The 25,905-nt window shown below is 48.3% G+C and carries 26 protein-coding genes and 1 pseudogene; 15 read left to right on the plus strand and 12 right to left on the minus strand.

What is annotated here, in order from left to right; translation table 11 throughout:
• The first annotated feature begins 130 nt into the window (after positions 1-130).
• Genes BT142_RS15865 through BT142_RS15885 form a run of 5 tightly spaced genes read left to right on the plus strand, consistent with a single transcriptional unit; the run spans position 131 to position 6,259 of the window.
• Positions 131-1,252 (plus strand): hypothetical protein, encoded by a 1,122-nt coding sequence (locus BT142_RS15865; protein ID WP_072419159.1) that lies wholly within the window; start codon positions 131-133, stop codon positions 1,250-1,252.
• Entirely contained in the window at positions 1,176-2,441 is a 1,266-nt protein-coding gene (locus tag BT142_RS19735) for a restriction endonuclease subunit S (protein WP_242940041.1), read from the plus strand. Before BT142_RS15865 ends, BT142_RS19735 begins: the two co-directional genes overlap by 77 nt.
• Positions 2,438-2,902: a hypothetical protein gene (locus BT142_RS15875; RefSeq protein WP_072419161.1), complete on the plus strand. Its 465-nt coding sequence runs from the start codon at positions 2,438-2,440 to the stop codon at positions 2,900-2,902. The genes BT142_RS19735 and BT142_RS15875 overlap by 4 nt, the downstream gene beginning before the upstream one ends.
• 34 nt (positions 2,903-2,936) lie before the next feature.
• Complete coding sequence (locus tag BT142_RS15880; RefSeq protein WP_072419162.1) at positions 2,937-3,140, plus strand: hypothetical protein; 204 nt, start codon at positions 2,937-2,939, stop codon at positions 3,138-3,140.
• Positions 3,141-3,151: 11 nt separating this feature from the next.
• Entirely contained in the window at positions 3,152-6,259 is a 3,108-nt protein-coding gene (locus tag BT142_RS15885) for a type I restriction endonuclease subunit R (protein WP_072419163.1), read from the plus strand.
• Positions 6,260-7,078: 819 nt separating this feature from the next.
• Here the strand turns inward: BT142_RS15885 and BT142_RS15895 are convergent.
• Genes BT142_RS15895 through BT142_RS15925 form a run of 7 tightly spaced genes read right to left on the minus strand, consistent with a single transcriptional unit; the run spans position 7,079 to position 11,003 of the window.
• Positions 7,079-7,588, minus strand: a complete 510-nt coding sequence (locus BT142_RS15895) for a DUF4314 domain-containing protein (RefSeq protein ID WP_072419165.1) — start codon at positions 7,586-7,588, stop codon at positions 7,079-7,081.
• A 28-nt stretch (positions 7,589-7,616) separates the two neighbouring features.
• A complete protein-coding gene (locus BT142_RS15900) occupies positions 7,617-8,108 on the minus strand; it encodes a hypothetical protein (protein WP_072419166.1) in 492 nt (163 codons plus the stop codon).
• Complete coding sequence (locus BT142_RS15905; protein ID WP_072419167.1) at positions 8,098-8,238, minus strand: ribbon-helix-helix domain-containing protein; 141 nt, start codon at positions 8,236-8,238, stop codon at positions 8,098-8,100. Before BT142_RS15905 ends, BT142_RS15900 begins: the two co-directional genes overlap by 11 nt.
• Positions 8,235-9,074, minus strand: coding sequence for a DUF6329 domain-containing protein (locus tag BT142_RS15910; RefSeq protein ID WP_072419168.1), 840 nt, complete (start codon positions 9,072-9,074; stop codon positions 8,235-8,237). Before BT142_RS15910 ends, BT142_RS15905 begins: the two co-directional genes overlap by 4 nt.
• The gene (locus tag BT142_RS15915; protein WP_072419169.1) at positions 9,071-9,349 is read right to left on the minus strand and encodes a hypothetical protein; all 279 of its coding nucleotides are present in this window, start codon (positions 9,347-9,349) and stop codon (positions 9,071-9,073) included. Before BT142_RS15915 ends, BT142_RS15910 begins: the two co-directional genes overlap by 4 nt.
• Before the next feature lie 8 nt (positions 9,350-9,357).
• A complete protein-coding gene (locus tag BT142_RS15920; protein WP_084659529.1) occupies positions 9,358-9,900 on the minus strand; it encodes a gamma-glutamylcyclotransferase family protein in 543 nt (180 codons plus the stop codon).
• A gap of 11 nt (positions 9,901-9,911) precedes the next feature.
• Positions 9,912-11,003 (minus strand): amidoligase family protein, encoded by a 1,092-nt coding sequence (locus BT142_RS15925; RefSeq protein WP_072419170.1) that lies wholly within the window; start codon positions 11,001-11,003, stop codon positions 9,912-9,914.
• A 323-nt stretch (positions 11,004-11,326) separates the two neighbouring features.
• Here BT142_RS15925 and BT142_RS15930 point away from each other — a divergent pair, with 323 nt between their 5' ends.
• Positions 11,327-12,697, plus strand: a complete 1,371-nt coding sequence (locus BT142_RS15930) for a recombinase family protein (RefSeq protein WP_072419171.1) — start codon at positions 11,327-11,329, stop codon at positions 12,695-12,697.
• 65 nt (positions 12,698-12,762) lie between these two features.
• On the opposite strand, the gene BT142_RS15935 is transcribed toward BT142_RS15930, so the two are convergent.
• The 3 genes from BT142_RS15935 to BT142_RS15945 form a co-directional block, all read right to left on the minus strand.
• Entirely contained in the window at positions 12,763-13,968 is a 1,206-nt protein-coding gene (locus BT142_RS15935; RefSeq protein ID WP_072419172.1) for an IS256 family transposase, read from the minus strand.
• A 68-nt stretch (positions 13,969-14,036) separates the two neighbouring features.
• Entirely contained in the window at positions 14,037-14,345 is a 309-nt protein-coding gene (locus tag BT142_RS19260) for a hypothetical protein (protein ID WP_139182271.1), read from the minus strand.
• A gap of 558 nt (positions 14,346-14,903) precedes the next feature.
• Entirely contained in the window at positions 14,904-15,674 is a 771-nt protein-coding gene (locus BT142_RS15945; protein WP_072419174.1) for a tRNA threonylcarbamoyladenosine dehydratase, read from the minus strand.
• A 400-nt stretch (positions 15,675-16,074) separates the two neighbouring features.
• Here BT142_RS15945 and BT142_RS15950 point away from each other — a divergent pair.
• The 9 genes and pseudogenes from BT142_RS15950 to BT142_RS15985 all read left to right on the plus strand — a co-directional run bounded on the left by BT142_RS15950 (position 16,075) and on the right by BT142_RS15985 (position 24,825).
• Positions 16,075-18,540, plus strand: a pseudogene (locus tag BT142_RS15950) (pyruvate formate lyase family protein).
• On the plus strand, positions 18,537-19,358 hold the full coding sequence (locus BT142_RS15955) for a glycyl-radical enzyme activating protein (RefSeq protein WP_072419175.1): 822 nt from the start codon (positions 18,537-18,539) through the stop codon (positions 19,356-19,358). Before BT142_RS15950 ends, BT142_RS15955 begins: the two are co-directional and overlap by 4 nt.
• Before the next feature lie 16 nt (positions 19,359-19,374).
• Complete coding sequence (locus BT142_RS15960) at positions 19,375-19,737, plus strand: hypothetical protein (RefSeq protein WP_072419176.1); 363 nt, start codon at positions 19,375-19,377, stop codon at positions 19,735-19,737.
• A gap of 13 nt (positions 19,738-19,750) precedes the next feature.
• Entirely contained in the window at positions 19,751-19,999 is a 249-nt protein-coding gene (locus tag BT142_RS19740) for a hypothetical protein (RefSeq protein WP_242872015.1), read from the plus strand.
• The gene (locus BT142_RS15965; RefSeq protein WP_242872016.1) at positions 19,996-20,619 is read left to right on the plus strand and encodes an ABC transporter ATP-binding protein; all 624 of its coding nucleotides are present in this window, start codon (positions 19,996-19,998) and stop codon (positions 20,617-20,619) included. The genes BT142_RS19740 and BT142_RS15965 overlap by 4 nt, the downstream gene beginning before the upstream one ends.
• Before the next feature lie 219 nt (positions 20,620-20,838).
• Positions 20,839-22,206, plus strand: a complete 1,368-nt coding sequence (locus tag BT142_RS15970; RefSeq protein ID WP_175444978.1) for a sensor histidine kinase — start codon at positions 20,839-20,841, stop codon at positions 22,204-22,206.
• Positions 22,203-22,982 carry a response regulator gene (locus tag BT142_RS15975; RefSeq protein WP_072419178.1) on the plus strand — a complete coding sequence of 260 codons (780 nt, stop codon included), beginning with the start codon at positions 22,203-22,205 and terminating at the stop codon, positions 22,980-22,982. The genes BT142_RS15970 and BT142_RS15975 overlap by 4 nt, the downstream gene beginning before the upstream one ends.
• A gap of 447 nt (positions 22,983-23,429) precedes the next feature.
• Positions 23,430-23,888: a hypothetical protein gene (locus BT142_RS15980; RefSeq protein WP_072419179.1), complete on the plus strand. Its 459-nt coding sequence runs from the start codon at positions 23,430-23,432 to the stop codon at positions 23,886-23,888.
• A 10-nt stretch (positions 23,889-23,898) separates the two neighbouring features.
• Positions 23,899-24,825 carry a hypothetical protein gene (locus BT142_RS15985; RefSeq protein WP_072419180.1) on the plus strand — a complete coding sequence of 309 codons (927 nt, stop codon included), beginning with the start codon at positions 23,899-23,901 and terminating at the stop codon, positions 24,823-24,825.
• 101 nt (positions 24,826-24,926) lie between these two features.
• Here BT142_RS15985 and BT142_RS15990 read toward each other — a convergent pair whose 3' ends face one another.
• A complete protein-coding gene (locus BT142_RS15990; protein WP_072419181.1) occupies positions 24,927-25,475 on the minus strand; it encodes a flavodoxin family protein in 549 nt (182 codons plus the stop codon).
• 31 nt (positions 25,476-25,506) lie between these two features.
• Positions 25,507-25,875 (minus strand): NusG domain II-containing protein, encoded by a 369-nt coding sequence (locus BT142_RS15995; RefSeq protein WP_084659531.1) that lies wholly within the window; start codon positions 25,873-25,875, stop codon positions 25,507-25,509.
• Positions 25,876-25,905: the final 30 nt, after the last annotated feature.

A 25,905-nucleotide genomic window follows, 5' to 3' on the forward strand; every position in this document is an offset into this window, starting at 1 on the left:
AAGTTGGGGCAGATTTCACAACAGGTTGTTGTGGATTTGAAAAATAATAAAAGTCCACAAGTAGTGGACTAAGTGAGGCTATACAAGATGAGCAGAATTGACTAATATTATTGCGGAGAGGTGTTAAAGTATGAGCGATGCAGATGTACTCAAACAAGAAAAAGAATATAATACATTTCTCGAAGCTTGTGAATACTGTGAAACGAATAATGTTAATATCAGAACATTAAATATTATGCGGTTTCTTAATGGTATACCTATTTCAAGACAAAAGAATGATAGACCTGATATTATTTGCAATTGTAATAAAGGAAAAAAAGAGTACATTGTTGGAATTGAAATGTTTTTAGTTGACCAAAACTCCAAAAATAAAAAGGGAAAGCTACGCTCTCCAAGTCAGGAATCAAAAGCTATTATAAATAAGATTTATGATAAAGGACATGATGAAATAATTCAAAACGGTCAATCATCTAAAGAAACAAAAGAATCATTATTAAGTAACGTAGTCAATTCGATATCAAATCGCTACAATAGTTCATATGATGATTTGATTGCAGCATTTAAGTATAATTTTGATAAGCATGCAGAGAATGTACAAGAATACAGAAAGAATGTGATGGCGTATGCGAATGGAAAAGAAATTAAAATAGCGTTCTTTATTGAAGTTGAGAGTCACTTTTTTAATCTTTTCTTGAATGATAGAAGAGTAGTTGAATACAAATCGTATATAATGCCGTTTTTCAGAGATATTATAAATATAATTAATTCTAATCCAAACAACAAGTATATTGATTACTATGTTTTTTATCTTACATCTTATGATAAAATAGAGAAAAAAGTAGTAGCAATTAGATCAGGAAATATTCGTAAAAATATAGAATCGCAAAACATTATAGTTTATGAATATGTTGGAGAAAGTTTCACACAAATAATTACCTCTGAGACAAAGTATAAAGAAGAAGAAAACGGCGATTATTCTGTAAAACTTAATTTTACAAATCCGGCTATTTTTCAAGAGGAGCTATCAAGTCTTTGTCAAAAAGCGCTTATATTAAAGAAGAAAAGAATACCGTTTGTTACAACAAGAATAGTGCAATCATTTTTATACTCTGCAAATGCAAAAACAATGGAAGAACAACAGCGATTAAGAGAAGAATTTGTGTCGAAGTATCCTGTTGAAGAACAACAAAGATTTAGAGAAGAATTCTTATCAAATGATCTTAGCAAGGAGAAAAAAGATGACCAAACTTGAACAACTGCTAAAAGAGCTTTGCCCAAACGGAGTAGAATACAAAAAGCTCGGTGAAGTTGCCACTATCAGCAGGGGCGGCAGCTTTCAGAAAAAAGACTTTTGCGAGGACGGTGTGCCTTGTATCCACTATGGGCAGATATACACAAGATACGGCTTGTTTGCTGATAAAACGCTGACTTTCATCAGCGAAGATGCCGCCAAAAAGCAGAAATACGCTGTCAAGAATGATATTGTAATGGCGGTAACAAGCGAAAACATTGATGATGTGTGCAAGTGTGTTGCGTGGCTTGGTGATGATGAAATTGCCGTTAGCGGTCATACCGCTATTATTCATCACACCCTAAACCCGAAATACCTGTGCTACTATTTCCATACAGCGATGTTCTATGCTCAAAAGAAAAAGTTAGCACACGGAACAAAAGTTATAGAGGTCACTCCCGACAAACTTACCGATATAACAATCCCTGTCCCTCCCATAGAGATACAGGTTGAAATTGTCAAGATCCTTGACGAATACAATACAAGCGTAATTGCCTTACAGCAGGAACTTGAAAATGAGCTTACAGCTCGTAAAAAGCAGTACGAATACTATCGTGACCTCCTGTTAGACTTTGGTGTCCACGGGGGGGGGACAAGTGAGTGTGAATGGAGAACAATCAAAGAAATTGCTGAGAATTGCGATTCTAAGAGAAAGCCTGTTACTAAGGGCAAGAGAACTTCGGGAATTTATCCGTACTATGGTGCATCGGGAATAGTTGACTATGTAGATGATTATTTATTTGACGGAGATTATTTGCTTATTTCAGAGGACGGTGCAAATCTTCTTGCAAGGTCAACCCCTATTGCGTTTTCAATATCAGGAAAGAATTGGGTGAATAATCATGCCCATGTTTTACGGTTTGATACTTATGTTACAAGAAGATTTGTTGAAATATACCTTAACTCTATCAATCTTGAAAAATATATCTCAACAGCAGCTCAACCAAAATTAACACAAGATAATCTAAACAAGATACCTATTCCATATCCAACGATAGAGGAACAAACCCGAATTGTCAATATCCTCGACCGCTTTGACAAGCTCTGCAACGACATTTCTGAGGGCTTGCCTGCGGAGATCGAAGCAAGACGGAAACAGTATGAATATTATCGGGACAAGTTGTTGTCCTTTGAGGAAGTGAGAATATGAGAATAAAAGGATATGCCATTAATAATGATGTCGTTAGCGAAATAGGCAAGTTTGCAATATTGTGGAATTGCTTTGAGAGGACGATATGCAATAATCATTGTAAGCCAAAAGTGATTTCTGAAAAAGCAAAGTCTATTTGTATTGATCAGAATAAAAAAGATGATCTTATTCGTGCTATAAATGACAGAAAATACTTACTTAACTGGAATGTGTCTGAATACATTGAAAATGGTCTTTATCCGGATAATGCAATAATAAATCAATCATTTGATAAGGATTGTAAGTCCATAAATAATTTTATAAACCAAACTGATGAGAATACAAATGAAGGGTGTTTATTATTTATATATCGGATTCGTAATAACTTGATGCATGGATTAAAAATTCCGAGAGACCTGAATGGTCAGTATGAGCTTTTTAAAGCTGTAAATGGTGTATTAGAGAGTATAGAAACAATATAATGAACAGATTATTGTCTTTTAAGGAGGAATAAAAATGAATAAAGAAAGCATTGTTATTTGCGAAAACTGTGGAAGGAAATTCAGATGTGTTGAAACAGGAAATATATGGCCAGGCGGATTGGAAAGTGAGGATGCTAAATGTCCTTATTGTGGCACAATTGCTTTTTCAAGTATGACAAGTGGATTTATTTATGTATACAAATTAGATAAAGAAAGCGAAAATGATGAAAATAAATAAGGAGTAATTTTATGAGCTACTTCAACATCGTAGCCGCAACGACCGAAAACACCGTAGTCACCGAGTACACCCCCGAACCCCGCACCGCCGACAACTATCAGAGCGAGGCGGAGCTTGAAAAGGAGTTTATTCGCAGACTTGGCGAGCTGGGCTATGAGTATCTGACCATTCACAAGGAAGATGACTTGATCGCCAATCTCCGTGCGCAGATCGAACGGCTCAACAGCTATACTTTCTCCGACAGCGAATGGAAACGCTTTTTTACGGAATATATCGCAAACGCCAATGAGGGTATCGTGGAGAAAACAAAAACGATACAAGAAGATAGCGTAAAGAATTTGAAGCGTGATGACGGTACAACAAAGAATATCACGCTTATTGATAAAAAGAATATCCATAACAACAGCCTGCAAGTCATCAATCAGTATGAAGTTGACACAGGCAAGCGCCAGAACCGCTATGATGTGACGGTGCTTGTAAACGGATTTCCGCTGGTACATATCGAGCTGAAACGGCGCGGTGTGCCTATCCGTGAAGCGTTCGATCAGATAGACCGCTATCAGCGTGACAGCTTTTGGGCAGGCTCAGGGCTTTTTGAGTATGTGCAGATATTCGTTATTTCCAACGGTACGAATACGAAATATTATAGCAACACTACTCGTTTCAATGCCGTGAAAGAAGCGGGCAAGTCTAAGAAAAAGACCAAAACAAGCAATTCCTTTGAGTTTACGAGCTTTTGGGCTGATGCAAGCAACAAGGTCATTCCCGATCTTGTGGACTTCACTAAGACCTTTTTCGCAAAGCACACTATCCTCAATATTCTGACAAAATACTGTATCTTCACTTCCGAGAACCTGCTGCTTGTCATGCGTCCGTATCAGATCGTTGCGACTGAGCGTATCCTCAACCGCATTGAAATTGCCCATAATTACAAGAAATACGGCTCAATTGCAGGCGGCGGATATATCTGGCACACAACAGGTTCAGGCAAAACACTGACCTCGTTCAAGTCGGCTCGGCTGGCTTCAAAGCTCGAATATATCGACAAGGTGCTGTTTGTTGTTGACCGTAAAGACCTCGACTATCAGACGATGCGTGAGTATGACCGTTTTGAAAAGGGTGCCGCCAACAGCAATACTTCTACCACGGTGCTGAAAAGACAGCTTGAAGATCCCGACTGCCGTATCATCATCACTACCATTCAGAAGCTCGCCACATTCATCAAGAAAAATCCTGCACACGAAGTCTATGACAAGCGAGTGGTCATCATTTTCGATGAGTGTCACAGAAGCCAGTTCGGTGATATGCACGCTGCTATCACAAAGAAGTTCAAGAAGTATCATCTGTTCGGCTTCACGGGTACGCCGATATTTGCTATCAATTCGGGAACAAGCAAGAATCCGAACCTCCGCACTACGGCGCAGGCTTTCGGAGATCAGCTACACACCTATACCATTGTTGACGCTATCAATGACAAGAATGTCCTTCCGTTCCGTGTGGACTATATCAAGACGATGGACAAGGAAGAAGATATTGAAGATGTCAAGGTGTGGGATATTGACCGTGAAAAGGCATATATGTCCCCGAAGCGTATCTCCCTTGTGACCGAATATATCTTAGACCACTTCGACCAAAAGACCTACCGCAGAGCTTTTGAGCGTACATATAGTTACAGCGTTCTGACGAATGTTTCAGAGGTAGCCGATGCCAAAAGGCGTGAGCAGGTGCAGGAGATCAAACAGAAACAGCGAATCAGCGGTTTTAACTCCATATTTGCAGTTTCCTCGGTGCAGGCGGCAAAGCTCTACTATGAGGAATTTATGAAGCAGATGACCGCAAGCCCCGAAAAGGCTCTGAAAATTGCCGTAATCTACAGCTATGGTGCGAATGAGGAAGATCCCGACGGTATTCTCGATGAAGAAAATCCCGAAGATACTTCTGCACTTGATTCGACTGCAAGGGACTTCCTTGAAAGAGCGATAAGCGACTATAACAGGCAATTTGGCACAAGCTACGATACGTCAAGCGACAAGTTCCAGAGCTACTACAAAGATGTTTCTCTCCGTATGAAGAACAAGGAACTTGACCTGCTGATCGTGGTCAATATGTTCCTGACGGGCTTTGATGCAACGACACTCAATACGCTGTGGGTGGACAAAAACCTGAAAATGCACGGTCTGATCCAGGCATACAGCCGCACCAACCGCATACTCAATTCTATCAAAACGTTCGGAAATATTGTATGTTTCAGAGCATTGCAAAAGCGAACGGACGCAGCTATCTCCCTTTTCGGAGATAAAGCGGCGGGCGGTATTGTGACCTTGCAGAGCTTCGGTGATTATTACAACGGCTATGAGGACAGCAAGGGCAAGCACGTTGACGGCTATGTGGATATGATAGACAAGCTGCTGAAAGATTTTCCGCTTGACGAACCGCAGATCATAGGAGAAGAACGGCAGAAGGAGTTTATCGCTCTGCTCGGTGCTATCCTGCGTATGCGTAATCTGCTTGTGAGCTTTGATGAGTTTGAGGGCAGAGAGATCATCTCGGAGAGAGATTTTCAGGACTACCTCGGACGGTATCAGGATTTGCGAGACGAATGGGCTGAGCGACGCAAAAAAGGCGAGTTGGCTGATATTGATGATGATATTGTCTTTGAGATAGAACTTATCAAGCAGATAGAAATCAATATTGACTATATCCTTATGCTTGTAACTAAGTATCATGACAGTCATTGTACGGATAAGGAAGTGCTTATCACCATTCAGAAAGCTGTTGACTCCAGCCCTGAGCTAAGAAGCAAGAAAGACCTTATCGAGAACTTCATCAACGGTATCAACGATGTTGATGATGTCATGAACGAGTGGCACAGCTATGTTGCTGAGGAGCGCGAAAAGGCTCTCGTCGCTCTTATCACGGAAGAAAAGCTCAAAGATGCCGAAACAAGAGCATTTGTTGATGGTGCTTTCCGTGACGGTGGTATAAAAACCACGGGTACAGATATTGATAAGATACTGCCTGCCGTGTCACGATTCGGCGGCGGTAATCGCAAGGCTAAGAAAGAAACTGTCATTGAAAAGCTCAAGGCTTTCTTTGAACGGTTTTGGAATATAGGCTGATTGTAGTCCAATAGCCCAAAGTCTATTGACACACTGGATTTCCGTCCCACACAAGTCAATTTCAGCATTATGGCGCGCGCCACAATAACAGCATACTCTATTGGAACTGAATAACAGACAAAGCCCTGAGATTAGCTTACTATGATGTGATTATGGATATGTTCATGGTCGCAATGGACGGCAAGCATATATTGATACTCGTCATTGAAAAGTGCCTTGCATAGTTCCTGACCTATCAGCAAAGCCCGTTCGGGAGAAACTTCCCCAGGGGCAAAGCTCTGAATTATGTGCTGGGCGGCATTTCTGCACCGTCCTGTGCCGACTGTTTCTCGGATATTTCGGAATTGTTCTAATGCTCCAGATGGAGAAGATACGCACAAGTTGCTAACAACATATAGCCGTGCGTAGCTAAGGCGGCGGTCTGCGGTTTTGTCCGGGTTGCAGATATAAGCAATTGCGCCCAACGCTCCCGTGTGGATCGTATGGATACGAGTAACTGCCAAACTATATCTAACCTCGCTTTCATATCGGCAATATCTTCATCGTACAGCTTATAATCATGATTAATACCCTCACCATACTCAAATAGATATCCTAACCGACACACTCGAAGCCGCCCGCCATTTCAAGGCCTGAGCGGAAACCGCCGATCCCTGCGAATATATCGAAAAATCTTATCAAGGACTTTTTCCTCCTTTATTATTCCGAAGATTTTTCTATGAGAAAACTAGTTCATTTTCAGTCACTTCCTTCCTATAATATGTAAAAAGCCGCAGCAGCTTTTGGTATTGATACTGCGGCAAATAGTCTTATGAATTTTTACATAGACATATCCTGCTGTTCGATTTCATCCTGACTTTCCGACTGATCCTCATCGGGAACAGTGGCAGTAATGTCAAGCGTATTCTGAAACGGTATCCCGATGTCATGTACCGCTGCATTTTCAACACCCGGAAAAGATCTGACCATTTCGCTTAATGTGTCAATCAGCTCTCGGCGGAAGTCTTTTTCTTCAAGCAACTCATCAATATCGAAGCTGGTCTCGCCCTCTTCCGCACGAATAGCAATGTCTGTCGCTACATTTAACAGCTTTGTATGCAGCCTTTTTTCTGCTGAGACTTCCGCCTCCTGCTCCGAAAGCAGAGTGTGAAAGCCGTCCTTGCCGGGAGTCAGCGAGCGAAAACTTCCGTTGTCCCAATACATCATGATCTGACCGTTATTTTTGTCTATCCCGATCACAGTTCCCTGACATCCGGCTTTTACACTGCCGGTCTCCTGAGAAATATCACAGCAGATTCTCATGCCAGCCGGATATTTCTTTTGAAGCATATTCAAAACATTCTTATCGATTATAGTTTCACCCCATGTTCATTGACATATCGTCCAGTTCATCATAGTCATCGCCGAACTCGGGTTCAGCATCATATTCCTCATCTTCTGATTCTGTATCTTCGGGTTCATCATCTTCCTCTAAGTCATTCGCATACTCAGTTTCCACGGAAAGTTCTTCTTCATCAGTTTCGGATTCATCCTGAGTTTCCACAGCCATTTCCTGCTGATCTCTGTCCAGCTCCGCCTTGATAAGTCCGATGACGAAATCCTTCTGTGTCAAATGGTGACGATTCAAATAGTCTTTTATCTGCTGAAAAAGTTCCTCCGGCACCTGAAAAGCCATCGTCCTTGTGTTATTCATACCCTGTCCCTCCTGAATCTTTGGATGAAGCTCATTGTCGAGAGCCTGTTCAACAAAATCGTTCATCGTCATGCCGTGAGCATCAATATACGCCCTGACCTGAGCATGAAGCTCGGCATCGACTTTCACGGTTATGCCTTTCTTTTCATCCGGCATCGGTTCTGCTCCTTTCTAAATAATTTCTAAGAACTGTTTCGACCATCTCATCAAGCGAAACGCCTTGCTTCTTCGCAAGCTGTTCAATGATTTCAACATACTGCGGCGGTATCTCAACTTCTGTTTTCATGTCATCACTCCCATTCCCATATCCTCGCTCTGTGCGAGGCTGTCCAGATACTCTCTTTCGGGCAGAAGCCGCCAGTCATCGCCGTCATTCCAAAAGCTGACATTGACCTCGCCGGCATCAGTTCTAAGGTACTTTTGTTCAAGGGATTCGCCCCAGCCGTCACTCAGGCATGAAGAACAGAAGCTGATAAACTTCTCCATAGCTTCATCCGAAAGCTCGCCGACCACCTTTGCCGTGATGACCCCTGCCAGCTCGCCCTCGATGACATCAACAGAGCAGTGAGCCGAAAATATCTTGTTCTCCAGCTCATCATTCTCTCCGTTGGGGTGATACCAGTGCATCAGCCCACGTTCCTGTTCTTCGGGAAGGTCATTCTCACGGATTCCCATGTTGATGACATCTGCATACTTTGTCATCTCCGCATTGTCAGCGATACAGCACTCACGGGGATAATTGTCAACGTGAAGATAAATCTCCAGTGGGCAGCAGAACCGCATTTCATGAGCATGAGTTTTAGCAAACTCTTCCAAAATCAGCTTTGCCTGCGGAACATACTGCGCATATCTGAAATAGTCAAATCCCTCACTTTCTACCAATAGACCGTCGCCATTTTCCTTATCGTAGATCAGCAGACAATGATACTCGCCGTTCTCGCTGAACATACAGTCAAGATTATCCGAGATTTCCTTGTAGTCCTGCATCGGACAGGATTTCATCTGTCTGAACCGATAGTTGCTGACAGGTATAGCCTTTTCGACCACGCAAGTCTCGGTGTTGAATGCTTCTGCCTTTCGTTCGAGATACGGAATATTGATCGTCAACTTTTCCTCGTTCATGAAATACCTCCCAATGTCAAATCCGGCTGTTCAAGCCTGAAAGTCTTGTCCTCGCATGACACCACGTCCTTTGCGAACTGCTCGGCTTCTTCCATATCTTCGGCAAGTATTTCGTAACCCACCGCCGCCGTGAATTCGTCAAACTTTTCTGTCCTCGTTTCATCGGTAAACACCGAAAAAGAAAACCCCTGACAGATTACCTCGTTTCCGCTGCTGTCGCTTCGGACGATGTGATCGTCGGGGGTAATGTCGATATAAAAACCTTTGTACTTCATCTGACCTCCTAAAACTTGAAACTCATCTGAATGTCATCGTCAAGTCCCAAGTCCTCATCATCGTCAAACGACTCATCAAACTTGCTATTCATATCAGATGCGTAATCGTAAGCTCTCGCCGCAGCTTCCAACAAATAACTCGTATCCATACCATTCGCCTTGTAGCCGTCCCAGATGGTCTGCAAGTAACCGTCAGAGGGCGGCGAGATCTGTCCCCGGTTCATGAGATAGACCATGCCTTTAGCTGTTCCGTTTTCCGTTTCGACCTCGATCTCTTGCTGACGGTAAAGGTGAGGAAAACCCTCATATCTGTTGAGTGCCGGAACATCCCGTGGGTCGAGTTCCCACAGCAGAACAGGCACCTCAGTATCGGGCTTCGGCACGATAGTCGCCACGCCCCTGAACTCCAACTCCCAGCCTTTGACCATTGCAGTGCCGACTATCCTTGAGTGCGGACAGCGGAAAGCCATCTGCGTGAGATTGATATTCGACCCGTAAGCAACATACAGCATCGGCTTTGTCGGCAGATTGTAATCGCTCTTTTTCTTCACAAAATCACTCCCTACATATTCATTGTGACCGTGCTTTCTTCATCCTCGAAACTGCCCGACAAATCGCTCACAGCGGCGGTCTGTTCCTCAGCGGGTGTTTCCACGACCTCACTTTCATCTTGCGACACGGCTCGCACACGCTCGTTACGGGCGGCTTCACGCTCAGCTTTGAGCCTTTCACGCTGTGCGAGGGCATCTTCCGGATGCCGCCATGCGATATTGCCAGAAAGGTGTTTCAACAAGTGCGACCGATAATTTTTATACTCGTCTCCAATAAACCCGAGATTCAGCAGAAAAACACGAAAGCTGTACCGCATATTGTCCGAATGCGATACAGCCGGTGAGCAGTATTTCTTAGTTACCGCCGCATTTGAAATAGCGAGAGCCAAGAGGATTTGAGCCTTGACCTCGCCAGCGTGTAGCGAAGCATTGCAAGCACGAATTTCATAATGACCCTGCTGAAAGAAACTGTGCAAATTCAAGGCGTGGTAACGGGTCGGGTTGTAATGTGCATTCGGACTGCTGGTCGTTTCGGAATACCAAAGCTTCTTGATGCCGTCCATTGTCTTTGGTTTGCGGCGGTTTAGTTCTTCCACAAATTCACGATTAATCTTCCGGCAGTAGTTCGACCGTGCGGATGACACCTGAAGTGCATCCCACAGGAAATCTTCCTTGCTCGACCACAAGTTCACAAGGTTTCTGATCTGCTGTGGAGTATAGTCAGCCGCATCAATGTGAATGTGCGTTCCGCAGTCGTAATCGGGACCTGTGATAGCACCTTCTTTCCGCAAAGCTCGAATGACCTCCTGAAGCAGATCAAGGTCTTCAAATTCGAGGATAGGGGAGTTCAGCTCCACCTTGTAATAATCCGAAGCAGTCTCGCCGGTTTTCTTTCGAGCATAGATGCTGCTGTCGAAAACAATCTGCCATTTCCGACCCTTGTCATCACCGACCGTGTACTTGTCATAACTTCCGCCAACATGGTCAATGGAACCTCTCAGCACCGTCTGGATAGCCTTCGCAGCCGAGCATCGGGTGATGCCGGTCATCTCGATCTCGACACCGAACCGCCGGGTTTTGATGCCGTCAAAGTTTCCTGACATTGTTTCACCTCCGATCTTTGATATGTATCAACAAAAAAAGCCCGTATCTGACGTTCTCACGGTTCGTGAAAGTTTCAAGATACGGGTTTCAATTTTATTTATAATAGTACTATGATTTTTATTCTACTTTGGAAGGAATATGTATCAAATCGACCAAATTGTAATATCATGGAAATTGTGTATTGTTACGGGGTGTTCTGAGAAAAAAATCCCGAAAAATCATCCATGAAATAACAAAGTGAAAATCGAGTGTTTTTAGGCTCAGAAACGCTGTATTTACGGGCGTTATAGGCGTTTTCATCTTTTTGAGGGAAATGAGGGATATGAGCCGTTTCGGAAGAAACTATATCCAGGTCGGACAGTATGTGGATTACCTGTTCCCGATGTACAATATCCGCTTCATTGCACTGACTGACAACATTGATACTGCAAACTCTGATAGTGCAAGTATGGATATGATGCCGATCATGAACGTCTTTAATGAATGGCACTGCGCCAACACTTCCAAAAAGCTGAGAACGGTGTTCCACGCTAACGCTAAGGCAGGCAAGTATATGGCTACGTTCTGCACCTACGGCTACTACAAGGCTGACGATGATAAGCGTACTCCGCTGATCGATCCCGAAGCCGCTGCCGTTGTTCAGCGTATCTTCAAAATGAGGGCAAGCGGAATGGGACATAAGTCCATTGCAGATGCTCTCAATCAGGAGCATATCACACCTCCGCTTGATTACAAGTATGACAAGCTCGGCAGGACTTATCCGCTGTATTTGCACCACCTGTGGAATGCTCAGACGATAAGGCGTATTCTGGACAATCAGATGTACCTCGGCAAGCTCGTTCAGATGAAAGAAACCACGGTAAGCTACAAGAATCACAAGGTTATCCGCAACGATGAATCTGAGTGGGTATTCGTTGAAAACAATCATGAGCCTATCATTTCTCAGGAACTTTGGGATAAGGTGCGTGAGCGTGACAGATCGGTGAGCCGTGGCAGAGTTACAACGGAAAGAATAACAAGTCCGCTTTCGGGACTGTGCTACTGCGATAGCTGTGGTGCTAAAATGAAAATGCAGAAAACACCTGAAAGCAAAAGTCCTTACTCTTACAGATGTGGGCTTCACGTCCGCTACGGCAAGAGCTTCTGCACCTCGCACAACATTCGTGGAACTATCCTTGAACAGCTTATCCTTGAGGATATTAGGAGACAGATCGACTTCGTTACCAATGACGATAAAGCAAGGGCGAAATACCTCGCAAGAAAGCAGGGCAACATTGCTCTTGTAATGGCGGAGGATAACAAGCGTAAGCGTGAGATCGAAAAGCGTCTTGATGACCTCGGAAAGCTGATGCAGAAGATCTATGAGGACAGAGTGCTTGGCAATATGCCCGACAAGGCTTGTGCTGAGTTGCTTGAACAGTATCAGCAGGAAAAAGAGGACTTGCAGGCAGAGCTTAATGAACTGCGTAAACGCTTCGATGGCTACAAGCGTGAGGAAGAAGATGTTGACGAGTTTATCCGCCGTCTGAAAAGCTATGCAGGTGCGGAGGAGCTTACAAGACAGATGTGTCTGGAACTTATCGAGTATGTGACCATCGACAAATATGTGGATATGAAAACTCAGCGTGACATTCACATTTACTACAAGCTGATCGACAAACCGCTTAGGGATAAAACGAATGCCCTTGCTTAATGCAGGGGCAAATATCCCGAAATCCGCAATATACCGCTAAAAGCCGTATGGCTATTTTTTTGAAATCAATACCCAGTCCATATAGGTCTGTTATCCCAGTTCCTGAGCGGCATAGTCCATTTCTTGGCTATCTCATGAGTAGCCAGATACAGAGCCTTCAGCAGCGCTGTGTCGCTTGGAAATACGCTTCTCTGCTTGTTAAGGCGGCGATATCCGCTGTTAAGGCTCTCGATGGCGTTAGTGGTATAAATGACCTTCCTGACGTCAGCTGAGAACTTAAAAATCGGTGATATTACGTCCCAGTTCTTGTACCAGCTCTTCATGGAGTTTGGATAATCATCTTCCCATTTTTTCGTAACACGGTCAAGAGCTTCAAGAGCAGCATCCTCGGATGGCGCATGATAGATCGTTTTCAGGTCGTTGGCAAATTCTTTTTTATTCTTATCACCAACGTATTTCAGCGTATTTCTTACCTGATGAACGATGCAGCGCTGGAGCTCGGTCTGCGGAAACGCTGCTGATACAGCTTCCTTCATGCCCGTGAGACCGTCTGCACAGATGACAAGAATGTCCTTAACACCGCGATTTTTCAGCTCGTTCAGAACTCCAAGCCAATACTTTGCGCTCTCGTTTTCACCGATATGTATTGAAAGAACTTCCTTGTGACCTGTCATACTAACAGCAAGTATCACATATGCCGCAAGCTTCCTGATCTGACCGTTATCGCGGACGGAGAAGTGTACTGCATCGATGAAAACTATCGGGTATACTTCGTCAAGCGGACGCTTCTGCCAGTCCTCTATCTGCGGAAGAAGGCGGTCTGTGATATTAGATACCATGCCGTCGCTGACTTCAAAGCCGTAGATATCTTCGATAGTTTCGCTTATCTGACGAGTTGTTATGCCTTTTGCGTACAGTGAGATTATCTTCTGCTCGATGCCTGAGATGTCCTTCTGACGCTTCTTTACGACCTTTGGCTCAAAACTGCCGTCGCGATCCTGCGGAACTTCTATTTCGGTTTCTCCAAAGTTCACGCGAATCTTTTTGGTTTTCTTGCCGTTGCGATAGTCTGGATTGTCGGAACGCTCATATTCCCGATATCCCAGATGTTCGTCCATTTCGGACTCAAGCATTTCCTGGATAGTGCCGCCGAGAAGGTCTTTAAGGGCGTCCTCAATATCCTTTGCCGACTTGATGTCGTATTCTTCAAGCAGCATTCCTATGATGTTCTTCTTGCCTTCACTCATCGGTTTTCTTTTTCTTCTTGCCATAAAAAATCAGCCTCCTGTGATATTAATTCTATTTTACCACAGTTTGCTGATTTTTTACAGACTTTTTTTCAGAGGGTCATTTTCTCATGGGAAAGCTTTCCGGTTTCAATCATAGCCATAGCGCTTTTTATCATGCGTTCTCTTTCTGCTTCATCATCCGCTTTTCGGCTTATCTTATACATGATTTCACACATACTCTCCCGACCTCCTTTGGTATTCTTTATCAAGTTCATACGGCTTGCGAGCTGCGGGTAGTACATATCGTCGGCGTTCTTACATTTGAAGTCGTGCATGAGTCTGCTTAGCGGAGTATCTTCATCATCTATTGAGGCGTTCACATAAATGATACGTGAGCCATCGCCAAAATCAGCGGACATTTCACGAACTATGCGGTCAACGTGATAGATTGGCAGATTTCCACCAATAATATCCTGCTCACCATAGCTGTCAACGAGTGCTGAAAACTTCTGTCCGTGCGGTTCAGAATGATGTTGAGCAGAAGTGCTGCCGATATGAATATGTCGTCCATCAATATGAACTGCTTGATCGTTTCGTAGTTATTCCTTACAGGACATTTTCGGCGGATACCACGATTTTCAAGTGCAGGGTGGATAATTCTACGAAGAGAAGGTTCACGTACCTGGTGATTGCGAAGGTGAACGGCAAGTGGGAGACCGCGAATATTGAAAAAAGAGCGAAAACGCTTGACACGAAAAAGGGATTTGTACACTAAAATGCCGTGATCACATGGGATTTTACAAACAGCGGTTCGGATTTGTTGTTTTATTTCGGTATTATATTTTTGTATCATTGTCGGGTATATAAATCACTTACTTAAAATTCAAGGGCTTGTTCCGATTTGGAGCAAGCCCTTTTTCATTTACGACCGCGTTCCCCGTCCATATGGTACATGGTCATCAATATCCATTATATCATCAAACCATATTATTCTGCCTTTTACACAGATCCAGTACGACTTCGTTAGCGATAAGCAGTCCCGCGACCGCAGGCACAAAAGCCGTGCTGCCGGGGATATCCCGCCGCTCGGTACACTTGTGCTTTGCGTCGGGCGGACAGATGCAGTGGGTGCGGCAGCTGATGGACATATCCTCTATGGGACGTGTGGGCGGCTCATCGGAGTACACGACTTTGAGGCTCCTGACGCCCCTTTTGCGAAGCTCATGCCGCATGACTCTCGCCAATGGACAGACGCTTGTCTCGTAAATGTCCGCTGTTTTCAGCCTGCCTGCGTCCAGCTTGTTCCCTGCGCCCATAGCGCTTATGACAGGCACGCCTTCTGCCTTTGCGCGGAGGATTATTTCGAGCTTTGCTGTGACGGTGTCCACAGCGTCGATGACGTAATCATATTCGCGGAAAGGAAAATCGTCGGCATTTTCAGGCAGAAAAAAGCACTTGTGAATGTTGATCTTCACGTTCGGATTGATCTCCGTCATACGCTCTGCCATGACCTCTGCCTTGTATTTGCCGACGGTCTTTCGGGTGGCAAGTATCTGCCTGTTGAGATTTGTAAGGCAGACCTTGTCATCGTCCACAAGGTCAAACTCGCCGACGCCGCTTCGCACCAGAGCCTCGCAGACATATCCGCCCACGCCGCCTATTCCGAATACCGCCACTCTCGACGAAGCAAGTCGGTCGATGCCATCCCTGCCGATAAGGAGCTGCGTCCTTGAAAACTGATCGAGCATATATTTCCTCCTGAGGTAGATTTATTCAATGCACTTCGCTCTTTGTCACGGAATCAAAGCCGGCAGAGCGGATAAGGGATATCGAGTCCTGATACTTATTGTTAAGCCCTGCGATGCGCAGTCATCGCCATTTGTGCCATTGCGAGCTTCATAGTATCACTTCTTCAAAAAAATATCAGCCATAATATTATACCATCTCATATCTATTAAGTCAATAGACTTAATAGGTAATTTACAAGGCGGAAATCAAAAATACCGAAGGATATGGCAGGTTATGAGACCCGAAAAAAAATAAAAATTATTCGGGGATGGGCAAATTGACTTTGATATGCCTATCCGATATAATGAAGTATAACCACTAATTTTGAATATTATCGGCATCGACACTAAGGAGGCACAAATGGCACAGGAAAAGGTTTATTCTCCCCAGGAGATAAGGTTGAAGAATTCACAGGGTCTCGGCGGGAAACGTGCAGGCAGGATACTTGAGGGTTTCCAGGGCTCGCGTCCTGTCATTGACATTGAAAGAGGAAAGTATTTCACGGAGAGTTTCAGGCAGACCGAGGGTCAGCCGCTTGTGCTTCGCTGGGCGAAGGCGCTTTATCATTATGCCGAGAATGCGACGGTCTACGTCGATGACGATCAGCTGATAGCAGGACGCGCAGGCAGAGAAGGACGCTACGGCATCCTTTATCCCGAGCTTGACGGCGATTTTCTCGATGAGACGATCAGGAGCCTGCCCGAACGTGACAGCTCGCCCTTTGACATCACCGACGAGGACGCGGAGTATATCATCAACGAGATATCACCCTACTGGAAGGGCAGGACCTTCCATGAAGCCCTTGCCGCTGCTATCCCCGAGGACACCCGAAGATATACCTACAATGACGACGAGGAGCTTACGTCGCGCTTTATCGTGAATGAGACGGCGTCCTTCCGCTCGTCGATACAGTGGGTGCATGATTATGAGACACCGCTGAAAATCGGCTTCAACGGCATTAAGGCGCAGGCTCAGCAGAAGCTCGCCGAACTTAACGAGTTCAGCCCTGTGGACAATACCGAAAAGCGCCCCTTCCTCGAAGCGGTCATCATCACCGCCGACGCGATAATTATATGGGCGAACCGCCACGCAGAGCTTGCCGAACAGAAGGCTTCCGCCGAGACTGATGAAAGGCGAAAGCGTGAACTCACCGAGCTTGCCCGTATCTGCCGAAAAGTCCCTGCCGAGCCTGCGGACAGCTTCTACGAAGCGGTGCAGAGCCAGTGGTTCATACAGCTGTTCTCGCGCGTAGAGCAGAAAACGGGTACGATCATCTCCAACGGCAGGATGGATCAGTACCTCTACCCCTACTACAAGGCTGACAAGGAAAAGGGTCTCATCGACGAGGACGGCGCGGAGGAACTGCTCGAATGTGTCTGGGTGGCTATGGCTCAGTATATCGACCTGTACCTGTCAAAAGCGGGCGGTGCATTCAACGAGGGCTACGCTCACTGGGAAGCGGTAACGATAGGCGGTCAGACCCCCGACGGCAGGGACGCGGTCAACGAGCTGACCTACATTTTCCTGCGCTCGAAGAGAGAGTTCCCCCTCAACTATCCCGACCTTGCGGCGCGTATCCACACCCGCTCCTCCGAGCGTTATCTGTATGAGGTCGCCGAGACGATCAAGGACGGCTCGGGCTTCCCGAAGCTGATAAACGACAAAGAGGTCGTGCCGCTGCTGCTTGCAAAGGGCGCGAAGTTCGATGAAGCGTATGACTACAGCGTGTCGGGCTGCGCCGAGTGCAGGATGCCCAACCGCGACACGTTCACCTCACCGTGTGCGTATATCAATTTCGCGGCGGCGCTGGAGATGACGGTATACAACGGCAGAATGCTCAAATACGGCGACGAGGTCATCGGTCTGCAAACGGGCGAGGCGGAAGACTTCCACAGCTTCGACGAGTTCCTGAACGCATACCTCAGACAGCAGAAGAACTTCATGAAGCAGGCGTTCATCCAGCAGCATGAGATAATTCGGCTGCGTGCGGAGCACTTCGCATCGCCGCTGGGTTCGTCGCTGCATAAGCTCTGCATGGAGCAGATGAAGGATATCCATCAGCCCCACATCAAGGGCGGAATCGTTCTCGGCTACTTCGAGTTCATCGGCTACGGTACGGTGGTGGATTCCCTTGCCACGATCAAAAAGGTCGTGTTCGAGGACAAGCGCCTGACCCTTGCCGAGCTGAAAGAAGCCATGCAGCACAACTTCGAGGGCTATGAGCCGATACGTCAGCTCGTGAAGAACGCCCCCGCATACGGCAACAACGACAGCTATCCCGACGAGATCGGAAAGCTGCTCGACCGCGAACTGCTGGAGTTCACGGGCAAATATTCAAAGGAACTGGGCGTTCATCTCGACCTGCGCTATGTGCCTTTCACCTCGAATGTGCCTTTCGGAAAGGTAGTCTCGGCTACTCCGAACGGCAGGCTTGCCTATCTGCCCCTCTCCGACGGCTCGTCGGCTTCATAGGGCGCGGACAAGAACGGTCCCACAGCAGTCCTGCTGTCAAACTACGCTACAAAGAATTACGATATCCGCGACCGTGCCGCAAGGCTTCTGAACATAAAGCTCAGCCCTCAGTGCGTGAAGGGCGAGGACGGCACCGAAAAGCTGGTGGACTTCATCAAGGCGTGGCGCGAACTTAAACTCTGGCACTTGCAGTTCAACATCATCAACCGCGAAACGCTCATCAAGGCGCAGGAAGATCCCGACGCTTACCGCAGTCTGCTGGTGAGGGTCGCTGGCTACAGCGCGTATTTCTGCGAGCTTTCAAAGGATCTCCAGGATGACATCATCTCCCGCACCGAGCACACGGCGGTATGAGAGGGACGGTCTTCAATATCCAGTCATATTCGCTGCACGACGGCCCCGGGATACGCACGATAGTGTTCCTGAAGGGCTGTCCCCTGCGCTGCGGCTGGTGCTCGAATCCCGAATCGCAGGAGACTTTTCCCGAGGTGTATTTCGATAAGGAGAAGTGTATTTCCGACAAGGGCTGCGGCTTTTGCAGCGCCCTCTGCGATATCGGCAGTTTCTCGGCGAGCCGTGCGAACGCCGAACTTTGCGGCAGCTGTGACGCTTTCCGAAGCGTCTGTCCGTCGGGGGCTCTCGGGGTCTACGGCTATGAAGCGGAGGTCGGGGATATCCTCGACCGCGTCGAAGCGGAGAGCGCGTTCTATTCCCACGGCGGAGGCGGCATGACCCTCTCGGGCGGTGAGCCGTTCATGCAGGGGGAGTTCGCTCTTGAACTGCTCCGCGAATCAAAGCGCCGCCGCATCAACACCGCCGCCGAGACCTGCGGTATGTGCCGAAGCGATGTGCTCAGAGATGCGGCAGGACTGCTTGATACGGTGCTTTTCGATATAAAGACCCTCGATGAGCAAAAGCATATCGAGCACACGGGCTGCTCAAACAAAATGATACTCGAAAACCTCGAAATGCTGTTTTCCGATTTTCCGAAGCTCAGGAAGATCATTCGCACACCCGTGATACCGGGGGTCAACGACAGCGAGCGTGAGCTTTCGGACATAAGGAGATTTCTTGACGGCAGGGAAAATTTCAGACATGAGCTGCTGCCGTATCACCGCTTCGGGGAGAGGAAATACGCGCTTCTCGGGAGAGGGTGCAGTACTTATCCGTAAAAAGGAGGGAGCCGCTGTGTACAGCGTTTTGCTGCTTTTTGATGACAAACAGCTGGAAAGCGAGCTGCGCTCCCTGACTGTCTGGGGCGAGGTCGGCAGTTTTGAGATGACCTCGGGCAGTTATGCGACCGACCTCGACGGGCTTGCAGGTCACGAGCTGATAATCGCCGAGAAAGCGAAGGGGCTCGAACTGCTTCACGCGGCACACCGTCAGCGCAGAGAACTGCGCGTTGAGCTGTGCAGCCGCGACAGGGATTTTGAGAGCGCAAGGCTCGGGATAGTGCTTGGGGCTTACGACTATATCACCGCGCCCTTTGACCCGATGCAGATCCATTCGATCCTTACAAGCAAGTTTGTCAAGAAGGCAGCCGGTAAGTGATCGGAGGTGCGATATGGCAGACAACTGGAAAGAAAAACTCTATGAGCCCGAGGGTGAGCTGATAAAGGTCGAGAACGTGAACTTCTCGGGGCCTGAGCCTCACGTCGAGGGCGAGGAGCTTATCACCATCGACAGCGTTGATCTCAGCTATTCGGGCAAGACAGGCTCGATAAAGGCGCTGGAGAACATCCACTTCAACATCTATCCCGGTAATTCATCTGCGTTCTGGGGCCTTCGGGCTGCGGCAAAAGCACGCTTTTGAAAATAATCGCAGGCTTTATCAAGCCCACCGCAGGCACCATAAAGCTCGACGGCGAAGAGATCAAGGGCACCGACTGGCACAGAGGAGTCGTGTTCCAGCATCCGCCGCTTTACGAGTGGTTCTCGGTGCGCTCAAACGTTGCCTTCGGACCGAAGATGAGGAAGGTCCCCAAGGCGGAATACGAGCCGCTGGTGGACGAATACCTCAAAAAGGTCGGGCTCACGGAATTTGCAGACAAGAAGATATATGAGCTTTCGGGCGGCATGAAGCAGCGCGTTTCGATCGCAAGGGCGCTGATAAACGACCCCGAGATACTGCTCATGGACGAGCCCTTCGGAGCCCTCGACGCGCTCACCCGTGAAAGCGTTCAGGATCTCACAAGAAAGATCTGGTGGGACACGGGGAAAACGATCTTCTTCATCACTCACGACGTCGAGGAAGCGCTTCTGCTGGCGTCAAGGGTGATAGTTCTGAGCCGTCACCCGGGGAAGGTCATAGAGGATATTCCCGTAAATTTCTCACGGCAGATAATAGAGGACGAAGCGACAGACATCAAATTCACACCCGAGTTCTACAAGTACCGTGAGCAGCTGCTGAAGCTGATAAACGCACAGAGATGACGGGCGGACACGATAAATGTCAAAGATTCATAAGCCGTGTATTTCTCAGGTATATCGTCAACGATGGTGCATTCGGGCTGTTCGGGCTCGGTAACAGTTATGCCTTTTTCCTGCAAGACAACGTCCATCCTGCTCCTGCCTGCTCTTTGTTCCTTGACAAAGGCAGAAATAAAGTATATAATCAATTATGGCAATATAAGTTATATGCGGGGTGGAAAAATGTCGGAACTTTTAAAACGCATCGGTATCCCGACCTTTGTACAGCTGATACTCGAATGCTGGAACGAGCTGTTTCTGCTCCTGCTCATCGTCGTGATGCAGGTCGGCAAGATGAAGGACAGGTCGGACGAGCTGGTGAGCAGGGTCAAGATACCCCTCACGGTGGAGCTTATCGTTTTCTACGCGGCGGTGTTTATATATAATTTTGCGAACATAATCACGCTCATCGCCGAAGGGAACGATACGCTGAGCTCATACTATATCATGCGGATAGGAGTGTTCTGCTACTATCTTCTCGGCGCGTTCCAGACGCTGTTTTTCCTACAGGTCACAAAGACCTATGTCGCCGACAGGAATGATAACAAACGGCTCGGGCGCATCATCTTCGGCTTTCAGCTTCTCGAACTGCCGAACCTGTTCCTGCTGGCGATAACGCCGTTTACGGGGGCACTGTATTTCATCGACGGTCAGAACGTCTACAACCGCGCATGGGGGTATTACCTGTGGCAGGGGATAACCATCCTGACGTTTGTTTTCATCGGTGCCGCCGCGATACTTTACAGAAAACAGACCGACAGCTTCATCAAGAAGATAGTCGTGGTGGCGTTCCTGTTCCCGACCATCGGCTTTCTGATGAGCATGGTCTCCTCGGAGCTGAATTTCAACAACATCATGGTATCGGTCTCGGAGCTCCTTATGTTCATGCTCTATGAGAAAAACAAGACCGAGGTAACGCTGAAATACGGCTGCGCCCTCGAAAAAGCCAAGACCGAGCTTGCGGAAACGCGGCTCACCCTCATGCAGGCGCAGATAAAGCCCCACTTTATCAACAACGCGGTGACAGCCGTTCAGGAGGTCTGCTACACCGACCCAGAGCGTGCGGCGGAGCTGCTCGATCATTTCGCCAGGTATCTGCGGAACAATATAAACGCCACCAGCAGTATCGCGCCCGTGCCTTTCAGGAACGAGGTGCAGGCGGTGAAGGAATATCTCGCCATCGAGTACGCCGACACGGGCAAGAAGTTCAGCTTTGATTTCGACATCCGCTGTGACAGCTTCGGGGTGCCTGCACTGAGCATCGAGCCCCTTGTGGAGAATGCCGTCAAGCACGGTATCGACAGGTATTCAGAGGAGGGCAGGGTAATCCTCGCTTCCTTCGAGACGGCGGAGGCGTACCATGTGGAGATAAGGGATAACGGCGCAGGCTTCGACCTGAACGCCGAGACGCTCGGAAAGGGCGGCATCGGTCTGAAAAATACCGAGGAACGGCTCAGGATGATGTGCGGCGGCACCCTTGAGATAAAGCGCTCGGAGGGCTGGACTGTGGCAGAGATAATCATCCCGAGGGCAAAGGAGAAAAAACAATGATAACAGCAACACTCGATGACGAACAGCTGGCGGTCAATGCCCTTCTCCGCAAGCTGAAAAAGATAGACCCCACGGGCACCCATGAGGGCTTCGTGAATCTCACCGACCTGATGGACTACGCCGACCGCACCCGTATCGACATCATGTTCATCGACATCGACCTCGGCAGTTCGATAAACGGTCTGGAGCTGATACGGCACCTTTACGACAAGTACGGCGACATGAACATCATCATCTACACGGGACACCCCGACGCCGAATACAAGATGACCGCACTGGACAACTTCGTCTGCGGATACTTGGTGAAGCCCGTGCAGGAGGATGAGTTCCGCGAGGCGATAGCCCACATCCGCATCCCGATACGTGAGCTCCATGTGCAGTGCTTCGGTTACTTCGAGGTGTTCTACGGCACGAGCCCCGTCAGATTCGACCGCAAGGACAGCAAGGAAGTGCTGGCATTCCTCATCGACAAGAGGGGAGCAGAGGTCTCGGAGGAGGAGCTCCGCTGTCTTGTGTTCAGGGAGGAGGACGACGGCGACAGCAAACGCGCCTACGTCAGAAATATCATCTACGACATCCGAAAGACTCTCGGCAAGTACGGCGTCCCGAAGGAGATAATCGTCAACTCAAAGGGCAGCTACAGCATAGACAGGTCGATGCTGAGGTGCGATTTCTACGACTACCTGAGCGGTATCAGCATCCCTTCCGCAAGGCTGAGGCAGTACATGGAACAGTATACCTGGGCTGATAACGTCAGGAACAGCCTGTTCGGATGAGATACGGCTGAGTGAAAGAGCGGCAGTTTCTTCGGGAACTGCCGATTTTTTTGTATACAGCGGCGGCTGAAATGTGTGAACCCGAGATTGATAAACATTTAAAGTTATAAAATATATCTATAAATATCACGCTCTGCGATAGCGTTATCTTATTATCACGGCTTTTTCGTATCAGGCGCCGTGATACAAGGGTGAAAAACTGCCGCAAACGCCGCAATATCAATACTGATAACGTTGTCGCAATTGGCGCCGAAACGGTATTTTTGCAGGAAACAGGCTGTGAAAATGCGGCTTTTTGCGCGGCTCGGGCAGAAGTTATCAGTTTGCTGTGAAAACGTTGTCACAACTTTTGGTTGACGTTCCCGCCTTTTTGCGGTAAACTAAGTTCATCAAAGAAAAACTTCAAAAGCGTGATTAAGAAGACTGATTTGATGGAGTGAAGTAAAGTTGATCGTAACAGGAAAACGTAACAGGATATGCACAGCGCTTGCGGTGTGTCTGCTGCTGAGCGGATGCGGAAAAACAACAGCTGCCGAGTCTTCGCAGGCGGCTGCCGAAGCAGTTACTTCGCCGCAGACCGAAAAGGTCACGGCGGCAGAGTCGGAGCTGCCCGAAGGTTATGAGACATTCTACGGGGTGCTCATAGACGAGGATTGCAGCGACACGGACGAACCCGAACTGCACGAACTGCCGTGTATGTTGATGGAGAGCTGCCGCGCCAGCGGTTACGGGCTGGACATCCTTCAGGACGACGGCTCGTGGAAATTCGTTATGTTTGATGAGAACGGTCAGCAGACAGCATGGGATTATCTGAACCAAACCGAGCGCATGGACGGTCTTTTCGTGACTGTTACAGGCAGGCTTGAGAATGGTGTGATAATAGTAGAATCATTAGAGGAAAGTTGAGGAAAAGAAAATGAAAAGTATTGGAGAGATCAAAAGACGATTCGCGGCAGGTATAGCAGTACTGCTGCTGCTCACGCTGTTCGTGGCAGTTATGCCCGTAAGCGCGGACACTGAGGCGAAGAAGGTAGTCACCGAGTACAGCGAGCTCTGGTCGGGCGACATCACCGTGACCGCAGGCGTGCCTGTTGAGTGGTACGTGAACGTTCCCGAGGGCACCAACCCCAAGGGCTGCAAGGCTACCGTCAAGATCCCGGGTCTGGGCTTCGGCACCGACACCCACAACAAGGAAGAGGGTCACATCGTTCTTCAGGAAGGTGAGAACTTCATCTACGCATTCACCCCCGAAGAGCCGGGAGAAATCCTTTTCACCTGCTGGATGGGCTCGGGATGCCACCACAATTACATCCACGTTGTAGAGAACCCCGACGCTGTAAGCTCCGAGGACAGCTCTGAGACCGTTTCCGAGGATCCGTCCGTAGCAGATACTTCTTCCGGGGATGTCAGCGAGCCCGACAGCAGCTCCGAGTCCGCACAGGATGAGGACAGCTCCGTAGCTTCTGTGACTTCGGAAGTTTCCGAGGACAGCTCTTCCGAAGGCTCGTCGTCGGCAGCCGATCCGAGTTCCGACACCGACAGCAAGACCGACAGCTCTTCTGTAACATCTTCGGACAGCTCGTCTGACAGCTCATCGTCCGCGTCTTCTTCGACTGCGTCGTCTTCCACCGCTTCGTCGTCCTCCTCTGCAAGCAGCACGGCTTCGACAACTTCGACATCTGGAACCACTGCAAAGACCACGACTACAGGCGGTTCGGCAGGCACAACAGGCGGCTCGTCGGGTTCTTCCAACCCCGAGACAGGGACAGCTGCAACAATTGCAGGCGGAGCACTCGTGTTAGTGACCCTCGGTGCAGCTGCAATTATCAGAAAGAAGCGCTGATACCTGAAAATACCGAAAACATCAAATATACCGTTCCCATAATGTAAAGAGATATCCCCCTTTCGGTCGTGTGCCGTAAGGGGGATATCTCTTTTTTCGTATCATTCAGACAGTGCCGCCGCCAGCCTTCCGACTGCTTCGGCGGCCTGAGGGTCGTCCGCCGCGGCGAGCCTGTCTGTGTTTGGGCTTATGACAGGGGGCAGGACATCTTTTATCCCGATGCTCATGAATATCAGCTTTGCGGTCTCGAAAGCCCGTTCAGCACCGCCGCTGCCGCCCTGAGCGAGTATGATCGCCCCGCGCTTTGCCGCTGTCGGCAGAGCCTCGTGACGGAATATCAGCGCCGAGCTGTACACCTGAAACCTGCCTGCGGCTTTCAGCAGCCCTGCGGACAGCTCCGCGTAGTGGACGGGCGACGCTATCACCACGTTTTCGCACTCCGAGAGGGCGGTGTATATCTCCTGCATCCCGTCGTTCACGGGGCAGCAGGGGAGCGTGCGGCAGGCTCTGCAATCGCTGCACGGCGAAATATTGTCCGAACAGCAGTCGATGACCCTGACTTCGCCTTTCAGCTGTGCCGCCAGCTGACTGACGAGCGCCGCAGTATCGCCGTTCTTCCTCGGCGAGCCGTTAAGTATCAGTGTTTTCATCCCTCGTCCCCGCCTTTCCCGCGAGCCGTCCTCACACTGCCGCATCGAGGCCGCCGTCCGTTTTGCGCCGTATCATCAGCTTGTTCGGCAGGCAAACTATCGGCACGCCCGACTTGCTCAGCCTGCCCGTTCTGATGCAGGTGTGGTCGGGGCACTCGGCTTCCAGCATGAAGATGTCGTGGTCTTCTATCCTGATGACGTTGCGCCTGCCCTCATACTCCACCACGATGTCCCTGTCGGGTTCTTTCGAGAGGTCGAGGGTGTACAGCACTTCTCCGCCGCTTATTATCTCGACGACGCAGCTTTTCGGGCGGGTCAGCAGGTAAATGCACGCCGCCGCGCTTACAAGGAATATCGCCGCCGCCGTTATGCAAAGCGCCTTCGTTTTCCTGTTCTTCACGGCGTTTCACCCTGACGGTGGCATATCGGC

The sequence above is a fragment of the Ruminococcus sp. YE71 genome (assembly GCF_900119155.1).
In the GTDB taxonomy this organism is placed as follows: Bacteria; Bacillota; Clostridia; order Oscillospirales; family Ruminococcaceae; genus YE71.